Origin of the sequence: Sediminibacillus dalangtanensis, from assembly GCF_017792025.1 — a bacterium.
Taxonomy (GTDB): domain Bacteria; phylum Bacillota; class Bacilli; order Bacillales; family Amphibacillaceae; genus Sediminibacillus; species Sediminibacillus dalangtanensis.
In genome coordinates, this window is the sequence record NZ_CP046956.1 from 881,514 (window position 1) to 897,354 (window position 15,841).

The following is a 15,841-nucleotide window of genomic DNA, read 5'->3' on the forward strand; positions in this document are numbered from 1 at the left end:
TTCATTGCAGGTTGGAGTAAAAATCAAAAAAGAAAGAGGCCTGGACAAAGCATGGCCACCAAAGCAAAAACCGAGCGAATTCTAACTGTCAATCAAATTCGTTCGGTTTTTATTTGGGTCACGATGCTTTTGTTCCAGGCTCTTTACTTTATGCTTTCGTTCAGCCCCTATTATCATTGGCTGATTTCGAACAGGCTATCTTTCGTTCGTTATCGTAGTTGGAAGTCGCAATTCATCTTCAAAACGAACGTGCATTCGGCTTTTGGATTTGCTAAAATAAAGATATATAGTCAACTGGGAAAGGGAAATGTATATGGCAAAGGAAAAAATATCATTTTTACATAGTGCCGATTTGCATTTGGACAGTCCGTTCAAAGGTTTGGGAAACGTACCCGGAGGTGTTTTTGAAGAAATCAGAGGAAGTACGTTTGGTGCTTTGGAAGCGCTTGTCCGACTGGCAATCGAAAAGCATGTCGACTTTGTTTTGATCGCCGGGGATGTGTTTGATGAAAATCAGCACAGTCTGTTTGCAAGAATGCAGTTAAAGGCGGCTTTTGAGAAGTTGGACGTTCACCACATTGAAGTTTTCTTATCCTATGGAAATCATGACTTCACAGAAGGCAGCCAGTTTATTGATCAATTTCCTGAAAATGTCCATGTATTTTCCGACCAGCAGGTCCGTTCGATTCCTTTTCGGAAAAATGGCGAGACTGCTGCTAATATTTATGGTTTCAGTTACCGGGAAAGGGCGGTCACGAAGAATAAAACGCAGGAATACACCGTACAAGGAACAGCACCGTATCATATCGCCATGCTGCACGGTAGTCTTCACAGTAACAAAGAGCATGATGTTTATGCTCCTTTCCACTTGCGGGACCTGACGGAAAAGGAGTTTGATTATTGGGCGCTGGGACATATTCATACTCGTGACATCTTAAACCAATTCCCTCCGGTCGTCTACCCAGGGAACATTCAGGGACGCTCAAAAAAAGAATCAGGTGAAAAAGGCTGTTACCATGTAGAGTTAAAAGACGGAGAGGCAGAACTGACTTTTCACCCGTTGCAGCAAATACGGTTTGAAAGCATCAAAGTGGATGTTTCCTCATGCAAAGATCCCCAAGAGATGGTTCCGGTGATGGAAGGGCACTTGGAGGAGTGTAAAAATCGTTATGGAAAAGCGATTCTCCACGCCATTTTTTTCAGCAATCAACCTGTCCTTCAGGACTGGCATCAGACTGGGTATCTGGATGAAACAGTTGACTTTTGTAATGAAATCGATCGAATCGACAATAAATGGGCTTACATACAAGGATACTCGGTTCATGTTGAACATAGCTGGAACCGGGAGGAGCTGGAGAAGGGGCACCATTTTGCCGGTGAATTGGCAAAAAGGTTTCAGGAGACAGACAATATCACCCGTTATTTACAGCCGCTCATGCATCACCGCAAGGCAAGAAAGTATCTTTCCGGATTTTCGGAAGAAGAGCAGTCGGAAATCAAACAGATGGCAGAAAACTTGTTGATGAACCAGTTTTTAAAGAAATGAGGGAGACGCAATGAAGCTGTTAGCAGCCCATATCTATGGATTCGGTAAATGGCAGGACTTCCGTGTTAAGTTCCCGGAGGAAAACCTGTTCCTTATCAGTGGGCCCAATGAGTCCGGCAAGTCGACAATCCGGCAGTTCCTGTTGTTTATCCTATTCGGCCTCCCGCCGAAGCAGCGTGAATTTTTTCGACCAAAAACCGGCGGAAAAATCGGAGGGAGGTTAAAGCTGTGGACAGAAGAAGCAGGTATGTTTTATATTGAACGAACTCATGAAAAACAAAGTGGAGAGGCCGTTTGCTACCTCCCTGACGGAAGCGTCAAGGGGAGTGACTGGTGGAGCAAACAGTTAAAAGGAATGAACCGGGAAAGTTTTGAATCCGTGTTCTCGTTTGATGCCGATGACTTAATGAAACTGCATGCCATGAAGGCGGATGAGCTCGGAGAACTTCTTCTTGGCGTAGGAATGACCGGAACGGACAAAATATATTCTATTGAAAAACAATTGGAAAATGAGTTGGACAAGCGGTTCAAGCCGCATGGAAAGAACCCGGAAATAAACAGCCAGCTGAACAAATTAGCATCAATGCAGCAAGAGTGGATTCAGTTGCAGGAGCAGGAGGAATCCTACCAGCAGCAAAAAAAAGCAGAAACTGAACTGGTAAGCTATCTAGAAATGATACAGCGGGATTTAGAGGATGCAAAAGCGGTAAGGACGAAACAAGAAAAACTAGTGCAGGCTTTGCCGATTCTTTACATGCTTGCAGAAGAAGAAGGCAAATGGACCCAACTACCTGAAACAGACCACTTTCCGGAAAATGGTCTGGAGCGTTATGAGTATCTTCAGGAGCAGCTGCTGCCATTACGGAGCAGGTTGGCGGTATTGGAAAGCAACGAACGGGAGTACCGGCAAGAAATATGGACACTTCACCAGCAATTATGGCCGAAAGAGAAACTGGAAAGGGCAGAGGCATTAGGTGCTGATTATGAAACGTATCAGCAGCAGGCAAGCCAGTTAGATTATCTGAAACAGATGAGGAAAAAAGCGGTCACAGAATTAAAGCAGCAGGTAAACGACCTTCATCTTGATTTCAATTGGGAGCAACTTGGTTCTCTTTCTATGCCTTTTCACCTCGAGGACAGCTGGCATCAAATAAAAGAGGCAGAGCAGCAGGTGGAAGCAGAATGGGAGAGCATTGAACGGGAAGAACGAAGTACAGAGGAACAGCTGCGTTCTTTGCGGGAAGAGCAGAGAAGATTGGATACGGGGATACTCGAGGAATCAAAAGCTGTAGAACTACAGCAAATGATAGATGAAAAACGTACGCAGAAGTATGTTGAGTCGTCTAATAGGAATCCGGTGTTTCCTGACCAGTTTGACCAATGGCGGAAGAGGCAGGCATGGACGTTGTTGGGTGCAACAGCAATAGGTGCCGTGTTGTTAGGGACAGCAGCATTCCTGTCCGATATAAAAAGCTTTTATGCGATTGGTCTTATTTTGTTTCTGGTTGGAATGGTTCCGGTCTGGAGGACGAGAAGGCTGCCCGATCCTGCTTCAGAGCGTGAACCGGTTACTTTGCGATGGACGGAGACTGATTACAAGGAGGCCGAAGAGAAGCTTCGCCGTCATTATCAGATTTTGGATGAACAGCATTCCATCAACGGCCAAATCAAACAGCGGTCGCTTCAGTTATTGAAGCTTTCCGAAAGGAAAAAATTCATCCAAGAAAAACAACTACAGGTTGAACGACAAATCAGAGAACAAAAAAGCCAATATCCTTTTCTCACCGATGTGGCCCCGGCTTATTGGCCGAAACTGTACCATAAATTGAATGCCTGTATGGAAAAATACCATTCTCTTATACGCTTAGATCAGGAGCAAGATGAGCTCATCCAACAGATGGAGGATTACAGAAAAACGTTAACGGTCTTTTTTAAAGAGGATGGGTTGGATGAAGCCGATAAAACCAGCGACTTTGTTCATTTACTCCTTGAACAGCTGGAAACACAAAGACAAATCAGGCAGACGCTCTCGCAGTATGAGGAATGGTTGGAAAGAACCATAAGGGAGAGGGAACGACTCTTGGAGGAAATGCAGCCTTATGAACAGGACACGGTCTTGTTATTCAAGACGGCAGGTGTTCAAAATGAAGAAGAATTCCGGCGTCTTGGAAGGCAACAACAAGAGGCACATTCAATTAGGGGGAAAATGGACAGCTGCCGCAGTCAACTTGCTCCGCTTCTGTCAAGGAACGAGATCAGCCATTACCTTGACAATTTGCCCAGTCAGGCGGAAGCAGAACAAGGGTTGGAACAAATCGAGAACAAATTGGAAGAGTTGGAATCCAGAATGGATGCATCCAGGCAACAGTTAGCGGACATCCGCTCCAAAATCAGTGGAATGGAGCGGTCGGAACATTTTTCTCAATTCAAGCACCAGTATTCCGGGGAAATTGAACAGCTGAAAAAACAAGTCAAACAATGGGCAGTTTACCAAACGGCCAAAGAAATTCTGGCCGAGACAAAACGGAGTTATCAGCAGGATTACTTACCCCACACACTCAAGGCAGCTGCTGCTCACTTCCATAAATTGACGGACGGAAAGTATGCGGACATTTTTCCTCCCAAAGAAGGCCGTCCATTTTCCGTATCAGACCAGGAAGGGTTCAGATATGCCGTGGAAGAACTTTCTAAGGGGACAGCCGATCAACTCTACGTATCCCTTCGACTTGCTTTAAGCAGCGTGTATCAAGCAGAAAAAATGCCTTTTTTTATTGATGATGCCTTTGTCCATTTTGATCAAAAACGAGAAGAGGAATTTGGCAGCATTCTCAAAAACATTGCTGACCAACAACAACAGATTATTCTATTTTCAAGCAGCAAATCTATTCAAAAGAGCTTGGAAGAGGTACCTGTTATCGATTTAGAAAATAGAGAAGTAATGGAATTAGCATAATCGGCAAAGGAATGATAAAATAACTGAAGATAAAGTGGTTGGAGGGTATTCCATTGCCAAATAGTGACAAATCAAGCGAATGGTCTGAGTATGAAGAAACCATTGAAAAGTTTATACAAGTGATTGCAAAAAACATGAACCTTTACGGGATTACTTCATCAGTAGGACGTCTATACGGTGCCTTGTATTTTGCAGAAGAACCGATGACACTGGATGATATGCGTGACGCGCTGGAGATGAGCAAGACAAGTATGTCGACAGGAGTCAGATCATTGGCTGAGATGAAAATGGTTCAGCCGGCATATAAAAAAGGGGTAAGGAAGGACTTGTATAAATCAGAAGAGGATTGGTATAAATCCTTCACTTCTTTGTTCGGGAACAGGTGGCGTCACCATACGGAAACAAACATTGAAGAAGCGGAAGAAGCTATTCATGAGCTGGAGCTGATTCGAGACCAGACCGAAGACGATCATTTAAAGCAGAAAATAGCCGACGATATCGACAGGCTGAAATACGCCCAAAACTATTATCGCTGGCTGATGAAATTCATCCAGGTCGTCGAATCCGGTGAAATTTTCAAGTACGTCCCAAAGCACTAGGTATTCCAAAACCCTTGCCGGCCAGGCAAGGGTTTTTATGAGCGTAACTGGGATAAAAGCATGGTTGCCAAAACAATAACCGAACGATATTCAAAATGGTAAGCATTCGAATTTTTTCTGCTTGCAATTCAAGAGAGCAAACTCCCAATCCGGAAATGCGAAGTACTTATCTAAAACCAGCATAAAAGGAAGTCTATCTAAGGAGCTTACCATATAACAACTTAGTTCTTTTCATACTACTTCAGGAAATAGCTGGAGGCTTGTAAACGAGAAAGTATTATTTGTTACTTCACTACTTCGCTGTTTTCGTAGCGACTGTCCAGATAATCGACAAAATGGATGATGTATCCGTCGATTGTTTGCGGCTTTTGAATACAGGATCCCCATTCTGGAAGTCCGTGATGGCATAATATGCAATGGGACATCTGATGAATGGTTTCCATGGATAACGAAATCCCCTCGGTTTCAATTATTTTGTTCAACAGCAGGACCCCATAGGGAATATGCCCGATCATAACTCCCAATTCATCCATCGTGATACCGGCTTGCTTTCGATTTTCCTGTACTGTTTGCTCCGCTGTCGGAAATAGAAAGTGGAAAGTATCGAACGTTTTACCGGCATGGTCGTATTCAAGCAGCTTTCCGATATCGTGGAACAATATACTCGTCATGATCACATCGTAATCCGGTTGTTTTTCTTTATGCTCCATCATACCTTGTAACTGTCGGTACAAATGATCGATTGTGTCCTTCCAGACTAAATGCTGCAGGCCATTATCTGACTGGAATTGCGACCACAGTTCACTTTTATATGCTTTCTCCACTACATTGATCAGCTTCATTGCTGCTTGAAAGTGGTTATCTTCTGTTTTTAAAAGATATCTGGCGAATCGCATCAGACCGACAGTATGCTTTAGCAGTCCTCCCAAATAATTATGGTGATATCCTTTTGCAGCCGGCCTGATTCGAAATTGATCCCAAAAGCGGGTCATGACGGCGCGGGCGATTTGGCGGTAAGGGTGTTGTAATTCATCAAGGTAACTGAACAACTCCACCGTCAAGTCTTCGATGCTTTGTTGGGTATATGGCAACAGAGAAAAAGGGTTTACTTCTGTTTTACATGGTGTAAGTTTTTGGATAGTGAGCGATTTAAATCCTCTGAACTCATCAACCATCGCTTCTACATCAAACACAGCGAACTTTTCCAGAAGTGGCTGGTTTTGTTCGACGGAGCCTTGATTATCCCACATCTTTGCATTCATTACACCTGCATTATTACTGAAACGGAGTTTTAGAAACTGTTTGTTGGTCTTGGTGAGCTGGACTTGATAGTCATTTAATAAAAGCCGGAGGTTGATGGTACTGCCCGGCACTTGGTCATCCAGTATAAAAAATTCACTGCTTTCCGGGAGTGCAGGCGGAGGGAATTCAGCCAGAATTTGCTTCCGCTGTAATTCATCCTTTGTATAGTTAATCGGGATAAAATCATAAAAATAAGAGGCTTGATCAGCCATATCTATCACTCCATTTTTCTTCAAACTTCTGTATCTACTGCATAAAGCAGAGATTCTCCTCTTATTGTAACGCAATGTAGCATGGTTGAATATCCATTTCTATTGCAAAAACTGTTTCTGTATTTTCCGTGCTTCCTAAAGTGGTGTTTCTGGTATAATGAAAAAATCAGTGCCGAAAGAACCAGCTAATACCAACGGAATATGGTTAATACAGGCAAGGAAAACTGTAGAGAAACAGAGGGGAATATGATGAGGTGGAAGGATTGGGATCGTAACTTAAAAATTCGTCTATTTGGCGAAGGGACAACAAATTTTCTTTTTTGGTCTTATTTTCCGTTTATGACAATTCTCTTTGAAAATTCATTTGGGAAGGACAAAGCTGGTTGGCTTTTAGTGTTATCGCAGGCATTTTCTGTGATAGCCAGCTTGACAGGAGGGTATTGTGCAGACCGCTTCGGCAGGAAACGGATGATGGTCATTTCCTCTTTCGGGCAGTTTTTGACGTTTCTGTTATTTGCATTTGCAAACTCGCCTTGGTACCAGTCACCTATAGGAACGTTTGTAGCATTCAGCCTGCTGGGAATATGGGGAGCGTTATATTGGCCAGCATCACATGCGATGGTCGCCGACGTGGTGTCAGAAAGACACCGTGCTTCAGTATTCGCTGTATTTTATACGTCGATCAATATTGCAGTCGTTGTCGGCCCGATCATCGGAAGTTTTTTGTTTTACAGTTACCGGTTCGAAATGCTGCTGGCTGGGGCGGTTCTGACTGGGGCTTTGACGATTATTCTGCAACGGTTCCTGGGTGAAACGGTGACGTTGAAGATTCGGAAGAAAGAAGCAAAAGTTCGTTGGTACAAAGCTGTATGGGACGAACTAAGTGACTATCGAATCATAGCCAAAGACCGGACTTTTTTATTGTTTATCATCGCTGGCGTTCTTGTTGCGCAGACATTTATGCAACTCGATATTCTCATCGCTGTCTATACAAGCGAAGTGATTGATAACCAGACTTTGCTGCAACTGGGGGATTTTAGGCTCAGCATCAGTGGAGAGAAAGCATTCGCCCTGGTGCTGGCTGAGAATGGACTATTGGTAGCTATATTTACGGTGTTTATTACCCGTGTCATGAACCGTTTCAAAGAAAAACCGGTGTTCGTGGCATCCAGTCTTCTTTATGCTGTAGGAATATTCTTATATGGGATTACCGAGAGTATTTGGATGTTTATTTTTGCCATGGCCTTATTCACCTTGGCCGAGCTGATGGTAGTCGGCATTCAGGAAAGCTTTGTCGCCAAACTAGCACCAAAGCAAATGCGCGGGCAGTATTTTTCCGCAGCCAGCCTCCGTTTCACAGTAGGCAAATTAATGGCGCCCCTAAGTCTGGTGTTGACAAACTATCTTGCATACTCTTTTGTGTTTGCCACATTAGGACTGTTTGCTGTCATGAGTGCTTTTGTATATTGGTATATGTTTAAAAAATTGGCAAGCAAACAGAAACGAGCCGAAATCTGACAACAGGCCAGTCATATTTGACGTGTCCTTGCATATATTTTAAATAGCAAATAGGGACAAGGAGGGCTGTGCGATGATACTAGGAATTCCTTGGTGGGTTTATATGTTCATCCTTTTTATTTTTTTCAGTGGATATATGGCTTATAGGGCCGTTAGAGCAGAGAAAAAACTGGAAATGCAGTTTATTGAACGGGAAGGAAAAATATACATGGATCGCATAAAAAATGAACGAGGGCAGAGAAAACAAAATGAAGCAGAGTCAGAACAGAAACAAATGACTTCTATGTAAGGGGTGCAGCGACGGACATGAGGATCATGAAAAAATAGAGGTTGAGGAAAAAGCATAGCGGACAAATCCAAAACCGGACGTTGATATAACTCGTTCGGTTTTTTTATGTCAAGTTATTGTATGTTTCCGCAACTTTTACAAATGAAAAAAGCTTGTGTTTTACGGAAATGTCCTAAAGGAGTTCTTAGAAGTCATAAAGGCCCGGACGAGAGTCCGGGCTGCTTTCAGTTCATTTATTGTTCTGATGATTCTTCAGAGCTACCATCAGAGCTATCTTGGTTTTCTTCAGAACTTTCGTTAGAACCTTCGTCAGAAGAGTCTTCTTCAGTGTTGCCAGAGTCTTCTGTCTGTTGCTCTTCTGGTGTAGTTGTTTCAAACAAATCTTTGAATTGATCGATCTTTACATCGATATTCGCATCTTCCATCAATTGCTGCATTTTTTTCTGAGCAGTAGCGTCATCTACTTTAGTAGATGCGATATCTCTGCGAATTTGATCGCGGATGTCTTCAAGAGGTTCTACTTCCTCTTCAGCATCTTTACGTTCTGTTACCTGGATGATGTGCCAGCCGTTGGAAGTTTGTACCGGATCGCTGATTTCATCAACCTTTAGGTTATAAGCTGCTTTTTCAAACTCAGGTACCATGTCCCCAACACCAAATGTTCCAAGGTCGCCGCCATTTTCAGCAGAAGCCGTATCGGTTGAGTATTCTTTCGCCAGTTCAGCAAAGTCACCGCCGTCTTCCAGTTTCTGCTTCACTTCTTTTGCAGTTTCTTCATCTTGAACAAGGATGTGCCTTGCTACGAGGTCGGTTTTCATGTTTTCATATCTTTGTTTGATTTCTTCATCCGAAACTTCTACATCTTCGGTAACAGCTTTTTCTTGTAGCATATTCAAACGCAGAACCTCTTTGAATTCTTCCTCATCAGAGAATCCGCTTTGCTGAAGCACCATTTCAAATTGGTCTCCGTATTGTTCTTTTAATGAGTCCAATTCTTTCTGAACTTGATCATCTTCTACTTCATAATTGCCCTCAAGAACTTTTTTCGTGACTAACTGTTGAAGAACAGTCTCACCATTTTGGTCTTTCAATTCCTGGTAGAATTCTTCTTTACTGACGTTACCTGATTTTGTTTCTACCACGGTTTCCGGGTCATCCGAAGAACAAGCGGACAGAGCCAGAATTCCGACTGCCAAGGATGCCGATAATGCGATTTTTTTCATTATATAAACACTCCTACTCTCCAAAAACTTTTCGTACAAGCTTTGACAAGCTCTTGAAATAATATAACACATTTAGCAGTGAAAAAAATAGTCTATTCCTGTAATTACACACTTTTTACTAAATTTCGGGCATCTGCCTATGCTCGATGCTATCCCGCTGCATAGGATGGAACAAAAGACAACAAGGGGGTGTTGCAGATGGGCGCAGGATACCAAGGCGGATTTGCGTTGATTGTCGTTTTATTCATTTTGCTGATCATTGTCGGAGCAGCATGGCTGTAAAGCAGTGAGAAAAATAACATTTTTCCGGTCGTAAAAAGGGATGACCAGTGGGCGGTTGCTCATGGTCATCCCTTTTTGAAAAGATAAGAAAGTATAAATTTCAGAGATGTCTAGCTCCCAGCGCCTCCCCCTCGAGGCTTTGCTTAAGCTTGACGGAGGCCCAAACGATGTGGGTCATGCAGGCGTTTCCACAGGACGTGGCGGCTTTAAGCATTTACTCCTTTGAATAGGCGCTTGCGCTTTTCTTTAGAGTTGAATAAGTTGACGTGATGGAGTGTCTACCCCCCCTTCGGACTCTTAAGTCAAACCTGTATGCAGCATAGAACCCAACCAGGGTTTTGACTTAAGCATACGGGGGAATCGAGGCGCTCCCACATTTTTTCCTCTTGTCAAAGGGCTCTAATGTTTTTTACGTAAATAGTACCTCTACATAAGAAGAGATCAACAAGATGGTTATCAATATATTGATTGTTCTGAATACATTCGGCTGCCGTTCCTGAGACATTTCTGTTCTTACTACAAGTTTATGGGTTAATGAATTAAATAGAAATAGTACGAACAAAGCGAAAATAGCAAAAAAGACTGGCATATCTTATGACCTCCTTTACACCTATACAATACTTTATCAAAATTTATCTTGCTTGAACAGTTATACCCTGCAGAAAATCTTCTAGTCTGCTTTTCCAGTTTCATGTAAAAAAGAAGAATAAAAAACAGCATCCGTTTACCGGATGCTGTGTACAATCAAATTAAAATATCGTAACCATCTTTGGCATTTTCGATGATGCATTTGCGCGGTGCTTTGACAACATGGCTGGCATACAAAAAGTCTGTAAAAGAAAGACCGATGTTAACAGACAAGAATAGTAGAAAATAAACATAATAGCCAATAAATACATAGCTTGATACCAATCCGGCAGCAGTTACCAATAACGCCGGCGCCAGTAGAATGAACAGCGATGTCGTTTTGGACATTTTTGATCTTGTACGGAAAGAAAATGTCGGAAATAATCCCAGATTCATCTTCCAGTTAATTTTCACTCGTTTATTAGTCAATATTAATGGTAAAATATGTGTAAGTTTATGAATGGTCGGCAAAAAAACCAGCCCGATAATTAAAGGGATGAATCCATGGTCCTTTACTGTTCCTGCTTCATGGATCATGGAAAAAATTAAATAAAAGAAAATGAATGCCATCATACCTGTAAGCATGGATAGTATATAAATGCGATTGATACCGAATTCTTTGTATAGATTGATAGTTTTCCAGCAATTCATTTTTTTATCCCCCTTTGCACGGCTGTCAGATGGTTGTATGGGGCGGCATCATCGCCTTGCCCTCAACGAATGATAGTATGTTTCCAGGGAAAAATCAATAGCTTTTTATGAAAAAAAATATTATTTTATAATCAGAAATTTCACTGATATCCCAAACCTTGTCATGCCGGGGTTTATCACGGATTTTGAGCGGGGTGTAACATCCTGTCCGTGCAGCTATTTTTTTCTGTTTAAAGCTGGATATTATATAATTACATTATGAGGCAGGAGGGGAAACGTATGGGCATCGATAGAAATGAAACAATAAACTTTCATCTTCACTTGCTGTTGAAAATCAAAGAAATTGACCAGTATCCTTTTACAAAGTTAGTCATTGAAAAAGAGTTGACGCAGGAAGAGTATCGCAATCTTATGCAATGGACGGATCGTATTCATCAAGAATTCCTGGCGCAGACCGAAGAAGGCTTCCTCGACGTAACTCCACTGTTGATAAAATTTGTCGGAATGCTCCATTATAAACTGGAGCCGAGGCAGACGATAGAGGCATTAAAAAAGGAAGGATATTACCCTTCCTTGATGGATGCGTTCTTGAAGCTTCCGGCTTTGAGAAATACCTAATGGTTAAGTTTTTGATCAATCAGTGTGGAAGCAGTGGGCTTTATTCTTAAAAAAGCCTCTTCCAACAGCTGGTGAAACGTTATCATATCTTTCAAACGGTCATTCAGTTCGTCAAATTCCTTCGAATCAGCCGAAAAGGAGAAGTTATCTGCATCTTGAACGAGCAGTGTTTCGATTTGTTCCAGCGACTGTTTTTGCCGGCTGGCGGCATCCACCCATTTATGAATGAAGGCGGACATAAATTTCCTATACAAATTTTCATCCGCACGGTAAAAATCTTTTCGTTCCCCTTTTTTCCACACACGTTCGACTAAATTCAATTCTAAAAGAGTCCGTATTCCGGTACTCATAGAGGTTTTGCTTTTCCCCAACGCTTCACTCATTTCATCCAGGGTCATGGGAACTCCTATTAAATACAGAATAGCAAACAACCGCGCCTCTGAAGGGGTAAGGCCGAACATCTCTATTGTTTTGGCAAATTCCGTGGTGATTAATTCGTTGATATCTTCTAGATTGTAATCCGACATATAATCCTCCTTCAAAGCTTGGCAGAGTATACAGACAAGCATCCCAGCCCGGTCTCTGTATATTCTCAGCTTGGTTTGCTGGAAATTTTTAAATAGTATGATGCATCATAGGTTACACTATTAGCGATTTTTTTAAAATCATGTCATTGGGTAGATATCCAAAGCAATTCCAAGTAATTCAAAGGAAAAACCCGTAAAAATTTGTTCAGTTTAAACTGTATGAAAAATATATACAAAATCAGTGGTATGTTATGTTTGAATTTTATCCCCGAATAGGGATATAGTATTAAGAGTGATTGATTTGGTGTTCGGATTTTTCCTTTTCTTGTAGTAGGAAAGTAATAAATGAAACAGATAAACCAAATTCAACGTAACGTTTGCGTGACAAGCACGTTATACAGAAAACAACAGGCTAAGAGAGGTGAATGACATGCCGGTAATTGAAGTTCAGGGTTTATCCAAAGTTTTCGGCAAAAATAATAAGCAGGCGCTGAAGTTGTTGGATCAAGGGAAACCCAAAGATGAAATATTAAAAGAAACTGGCAATACGGTTGGTGTGAACCGGGCATCCTTTGAGGTCGAAGAAGGTGAAATTTTCGTCATCATGGGTTTGTCAGGAAGTGGTAAATCGACGTTGGTACGTCTAATCAATCGACTGATTGAACCCACAGAGGGCAGTGTCTTTATTGATGGGGAAGATTTGGCAAAAATGGATAAAAAGAACCTTCGCCGAGTCCGTCGGGAGAAATTGAGTATGGTATTCCAAAAATTCGCATTGTTTCCTCACCGTACGATCTTGGAAAATGCCGAATACGGCTTGGAGATTCAAGGGGTAGAAAAAGAGGAAAGAAGCAAAAAGGCGAAAGAATCATTGGAAATGGTCGGTTTGGGTGGCTATATGCACCAGTATCCGGCACAGCTTTCCGGTGGTATGCAGCAGCGTGTCGGTCTGGCACGGGCACTGGCGAACGATCCAGAAGTCCTGCTTATGGATGAAGCTTTCTCCGCATTGGATCCGTTGATAAGAAAAGAAATGCAGGATGAGTTGCTTGATCTGCAGGAAACGATGAAAAAGACCATCTTGTTCATCACGCATGACTTGGATGAAGCATTGCGGATTGGTGATAGGATTGCTCTGATGAAAGACGGATCGATTGTCCAAATCGGTACACCGGAAGAAATCCTGGTCCATCCTGCCAATGACTATGTAGAAAAGTTTGTGGAGGACGTAGATCGCTCGAAGGTATTGACCGCACAGCATATCATGAAGCGTCCTGAAACAATTAATATCGAGAAGCACGGCCCGCGTGTTGCACTAGAACGAATGAGGGAAGAAGGACTCTCCAGTATTTATGTAACGGACAGAAAACGGAATATCAAAGGATATGTCACAGCGGATGACGCTTCCGATGCTAGAAAACGTGAAATCACTGATCTTACAGAAATATTGAGGACTGATGTCCCGCAAGTTGGAATGGAAACATCCATGAACGATATCTTTGAGATCATTCATGATTCGCCGGTGCCTGTTGCCGTTGTAGAAGATGGCAAGCTAATGGGTATTATCGTTAGAGGCGCAGTTATATCCGCTCTGGCGGGGGAAACAGAGGTGATCAGTGAAGATGATTAATTTTATGGAAAACATTACACAGATACCAATAGCTGATTGGGTATCCAACTTTACCGATTGGCTTACAAATACTTTTTCATTTTTGTTCAACCCGATCAAAAATGATTTCGGTGCTTTCATGGAATGGCTGGCTGAGCTTTTAGCATCGATTCCACCTGTCATCGTCATTCTATTAGTAGTAATTCTGGCGTTTTTCGCCAGCGGTAAGCGGTTCGGTTTGGCGGCCTTTTCCTTGATTGGCCTGCTTTTAATCTGGAACCAGGGACTTTGGGAAGAATTAATGTTTACTTTTACACTCGTATTGGTGGCAAGTCTTTTGTCAATTATTATCGGCGTTCCATTTGGCATTTTGATGTCTAAAAGTAAAACAGCAGAAGCAATCATTACGCCGATACTTGACTTTATGCAGACGATGCCGGCATTTGTTTATTTGATTCCGGCTGTAGCCTTCTTCAGCATCGGGATGGTACCAGGTATTTTTGCTTCCTTGATATTCGCCACACCGCCGACCGTGCGGTTCACCAACCTTGGAATCAGACAGGTTTCCAGTGAATTGGTGGAAGCATCAGAGGCATTCGGGAGCACTGGTTCCCAAAAATTATTCAAAGTCGAATTGCCGATGGCGAAAAAGACTATCATGGCCGGCATCAACCAAACGGTCATGCTGGCGTTGTCGATGGTGGTTATCGCATCGATGATCGGTGCACCGGGATTAGGTCGTGAAGTGCTGTCATCCTTGCAACGTGCTCAAGTTGGAACAGGGTTCGTAGCAGGATTGGGAATTGTTATCCTGGCCATTATCATCGATCGATTCACGCAAAGCTTGAATTCCCAAAAAGGGGATGCGTAAAACGTATTGTTGGCCGCTTTTCTGCGGAAAAGTTAACCATATAAATAAAAAATGAAGGGGAGAATGATTAGTTATGATTAATCTTAACTTAAAGCGTCTCGGCCTTGCTGCCGGACTATCGCTTACACTAGTAGCAGCCGGCTGCGGATCTGATGAAGGTTCTGACTCAGAAAACGCAGGGAGCGACAATGGCGGCGGTGAGACAAACTATAGCGAAGAAATTGATTACACCATTACAGGTATCGAGCCTGGTGCCGGTGTTGTACAAGCAGCAGAAGACGCTACGGAAACTTACGACAGCCTTGCCGGCTGGGAAGTGGAAACTTCTTCAAGTGGTGCAATGGCAACTGCATTGGGAGAAGCAATCGATAATGAAGAGCCAATTGTTGTTACAGGTTGGACACCACACTGGAAATTCGCGAAATACGACCTTAAATATCTAGAGGATCCAGAAGGCGTTTTTGGTGAAGCAGAAGAAATCAAAACCATGGTCCGTCAAGGCTTGGAAGATGATATGCCAAATGCCTATCAAATCCTTGACCAGTTCAACTGGGAATCTTCGGATATGGAAGAAGTAATGCTTGAAATCACCAATGGCACTTCTCCAGAAGATGCTGCTGCTACTTGGGTGGAAGACAATGCTGATAAAGTGGCAGAGTGGACAGATGGAGCAGAAGAAGTGGACGGAACTGAAATCGAACTTGCTTACGTTGAGTGGGATTCTGAAGTTGCGTCAACGAACGTTATTGCCAAAGTATTGGAAGACCAAGGGTTCAATGTAACCATTACACCGCTTGACAATGCTGTTATGTGGCAAGCTGTAGCAAATGGTGACGCTGATGGAATGGTTGCTGCTTGGCTGCCAGCTACACATGGTGCACAATTTGAAGAGTATGGAGATCAAGTTGAAGATCTTGGAGCCAACCTGGAAGGCGCAAAAATTGGCTTGGTTGTTCCGGAATACATGGATGTAGATTCCATTGAAGATCTGCAGCCTGCTGAATAATTAGTTCT

Annotated in this window: 15 protein-coding genes; 10 read left to right on the forward strand and 5 right to left on the reverse strand. The window is 42.7% G+C overall.

The features are described 5' to 3' along the window. Positions 1–313: 313 nt before the first annotated feature. The 3 genes from ERJ70_RS04460 to ERJ70_RS04470 are packed head-to-tail and all read left to right on the forward strand — an operon-like array spanning position 314 to position 5,098. Entirely contained in the window at positions 314–1,546 is a 1,233-nt protein-coding gene (locus ERJ70_RS04460) for a metallophosphoesterase family protein (protein WP_209367456.1), read from the forward strand. A gap of 10 nt (positions 1,547–1,556) precedes the next feature. Beyond that, positions 1,557–4,499: an ATP-binding protein gene (locus ERJ70_RS04465; protein ID WP_209367457.1), complete on the forward strand. Its 2,943-nt coding sequence runs from the start codon at positions 1,557–1,559 to the stop codon at positions 4,497–4,499. A 53-nt stretch (positions 4,500–4,552) separates the two neighbouring features. Then, positions 4,553–5,098 carry a GbsR/MarR family transcriptional regulator gene (locus tag ERJ70_RS04470; protein ID WP_209367459.1) on the forward strand — a complete coding sequence of 182 codons (546 nt, stop codon included), beginning with the start codon at positions 4,553–4,555 and terminating at the stop codon, positions 5,096–5,098. A 284-nt stretch (positions 5,099–5,382) separates the two neighbouring features. On the opposite strand, the gene ERJ70_RS04475 is transcribed toward ERJ70_RS04470, so the two are convergent. After that, entirely contained in the window at positions 5,383–6,612 is a 1,230-nt protein-coding gene (locus tag ERJ70_RS04475; RefSeq protein ID WP_209367461.1) for a hydrolase, read from the reverse strand. A gap of 246 nt (positions 6,613–6,858) precedes the next feature. Between ERJ70_RS04475 and ERJ70_RS04480 the strand changes: the two genes are divergently transcribed. Next, positions 6,859–8,130: an MDR family MFS transporter gene (locus tag ERJ70_RS04480; protein ID WP_309507315.1), complete on the forward strand. Its 1,272-nt coding sequence runs from the start codon at positions 6,859–6,861 to the stop codon at positions 8,128–8,130. A gap of 73 nt (positions 8,131–8,203) precedes the next feature. Then, on the forward strand, positions 8,204–8,419 hold the full coding sequence (locus ERJ70_RS04485) for a sporulation YhaL family protein (protein WP_209367463.1): 216 nt from the start codon (positions 8,204–8,206) through the stop codon (positions 8,417–8,419). 233 nt (positions 8,420–8,652) lie between these two features. On the opposite strand, the gene ERJ70_RS04490 is transcribed toward ERJ70_RS04485, so the two are convergent. Continuing rightward, positions 8,653–9,642, reverse strand: a complete 990-nt coding sequence (locus tag ERJ70_RS04490) for a peptidylprolyl isomerase (RefSeq protein ID WP_209367465.1) — start codon at positions 9,640–9,642, stop codon at positions 8,653–8,655. Between the two features lie 198 nt (positions 9,643–9,840). Here ERJ70_RS04490 and ERJ70_RS04495 point away from each other — a divergent pair, with 198 nt between their 5' ends. Continuing rightward, positions 9,841–9,924, forward strand: coding sequence for a YjcZ family sporulation protein (locus ERJ70_RS04495; RefSeq protein ID WP_074598165.1), 84 nt, complete (start codon positions 9,841–9,843; stop codon positions 9,922–9,924). A 409-nt stretch (positions 9,925–10,333) separates the two neighbouring features. Here the strand turns inward: ERJ70_RS04495 and ERJ70_RS04500 are convergent, their stop codons facing one another. Both ERJ70_RS04500 and ERJ70_RS04505 read right to left on the reverse strand, forming a co-directional pair. After that, on the reverse strand, positions 10,334–10,513 hold the full coding sequence (locus ERJ70_RS04500; protein ID WP_026569119.1) for a hypothetical protein: 180 nt from the start codon (positions 10,511–10,513) through the stop codon (positions 10,334–10,336). A 155-nt stretch (positions 10,514–10,668) separates the two neighbouring features. Continuing rightward, on the reverse strand, positions 10,669–11,202 hold the full coding sequence (locus tag ERJ70_RS04505; protein WP_209367466.1) for a DUF3267 domain-containing protein: 534 nt from the start codon (positions 11,200–11,202) through the stop codon (positions 10,669–10,671). A 279-nt stretch (positions 11,203–11,481) separates the two neighbouring features. On the opposite strand from ERJ70_RS04505, the gene ERJ70_RS04510 reads away from it, so the two are divergent. Further along, entirely contained in the window at positions 11,482–11,820 is a 339-nt protein-coding gene (locus tag ERJ70_RS04510) for a DUF1878 family protein (protein ID WP_209367467.1), read from the forward strand. Here the strand turns inward: ERJ70_RS04510 and ERJ70_RS04515 are convergent. Further along, on the reverse strand, positions 11,817–12,347 hold the full coding sequence (locus ERJ70_RS04515; protein WP_209367468.1) for a GbsR/MarR family transcriptional regulator: 531 nt from the start codon (positions 12,345–12,347) through the stop codon (positions 11,817–11,819). The genes ERJ70_RS04510 and ERJ70_RS04515 overlap by 4 nt on opposite strands. Before the next feature lie 430 nt (positions 12,348–12,777). On the opposite strand from ERJ70_RS04515, the gene ERJ70_RS04520 reads away from it, so the two are divergent. The 3 genes from ERJ70_RS04520 to ERJ70_RS04530 all read left to right on the forward strand — a co-directional run bounded on the left by ERJ70_RS04520 (position 12,778) and on the right by ERJ70_RS04530 (position 15,833). Beyond that, positions 12,778–13,977, forward strand: coding sequence for a quaternary amine ABC transporter ATP-binding protein (locus ERJ70_RS04520; protein WP_209367469.1), 1,200 nt, complete (start codon positions 12,778–12,780; stop codon positions 13,975–13,977). Then, positions 13,970–14,827 (forward strand): ABC transporter permease, encoded by an 858-nt coding sequence (locus ERJ70_RS04525; protein ID WP_309507319.1) that lies wholly within the window; start codon positions 13,970–13,972, stop codon positions 14,825–14,827. Before ERJ70_RS04520 ends, ERJ70_RS04525 begins: the two co-directional genes overlap by 8 nt. 73 nt (positions 14,828–14,900) lie before the next feature. After that, the gene (locus tag ERJ70_RS04530) at positions 14,901–15,833 is read left to right on the forward strand and encodes a glycine betaine ABC transporter substrate-binding protein (RefSeq protein ID WP_209367470.1); all 933 of its coding nucleotides are present in this window, start codon (positions 14,901–14,903) and stop codon (positions 15,831–15,833) included. Positions 15,834–15,841: the final 8 nt, after the last annotated feature.

Excerpts from the sequence above, each read along its gene's own strand:
- ERJ70_RS04460 (WP_209367456.1), top strand. The coding sequence starts at position 314 with ATGGCAAAGGAAAAAATATCATTTTTACATAGTGCCGATTTGCATTTG.
- ERJ70_RS04465 (WP_209367457.1), top strand. The coding sequence starts at position 1,557 with ATGAAGCTGTTAGCAGCCCATATCTATGGATTCGGTAAATGGCAGGAC.
- ERJ70_RS04475 (WP_209367461.1), bottom strand. The coding sequence starts at position 6,612 with ATGGCTGATCAAGCCTCTTATTTTTATGATTTTATCCCGATTAACTAT.
- ERJ70_RS04480 (WP_309507315.1), top strand. The coding sequence starts at position 6,859 with ATGATGAGGTGGAAGGATTGGGATCGTAACTTAAAAATTCGTCTATTT.
- ERJ70_RS04485 (WP_209367463.1), top strand. The coding sequence starts at position 8,204 with ATGATACTAGGAATTCCTTGGTGGGTTTATATGTTCATCCTTTTTATT.
- ERJ70_RS04490 (WP_209367465.1), bottom strand. The coding sequence starts at position 9,642 with ATGAAAAAAATCGCATTATCGGCATCCTTGGCAGTCGGAATTCTGGCT.
- ERJ70_RS04495 (WP_074598165.1), top strand. The coding sequence starts at position 9,841 with ATGGGCGCAGGATACCAAGGCGGATTTGCGTTGATTGTCGTTTTATTC.
- ERJ70_RS04500 (WP_026569119.1), bottom strand. The coding sequence starts at position 10,513 with ATGCCAGTCTTTTTTGCTATTTTCGCTTTGTTCGTACTATTTCTATTT.
- ERJ70_RS04505 (WP_209367466.1), bottom strand. The coding sequence starts at position 11,202 with ATGAATTGCTGGAAAACTATCAATCTATACAAAGAATTCGGTATCAAT.
- ERJ70_RS04510 (WP_209367467.1), top strand. The coding sequence starts at position 11,482 with ATGGGCATCGATAGAAATGAAACAATAAACTTTCATCTTCACTTGCTG.
- ERJ70_RS04515 (WP_209367468.1), bottom strand. The coding sequence starts at position 12,347 with ATGTCGGATTACAATCTAGAAGATATCAACGAATTAATCACCACGGAA.
- ERJ70_RS04520 (WP_209367469.1), top strand. The coding sequence starts at position 12,778 with ATGCCGGTAATTGAAGTTCAGGGTTTATCCAAAGTTTTCGGCAAAAAT.
- ERJ70_RS04525 (WP_309507319.1), top strand. The coding sequence starts at position 13,970 with ATGATTAATTTTATGGAAAACATTACACAGATACCAATAGCTGATTGG.
- ERJ70_RS04530 (WP_209367470.1), top strand. The coding sequence starts at position 14,901 with ATGATTAATCTTAACTTAAAGCGTCTCGGCCTTGCTGCCGGACTATCG.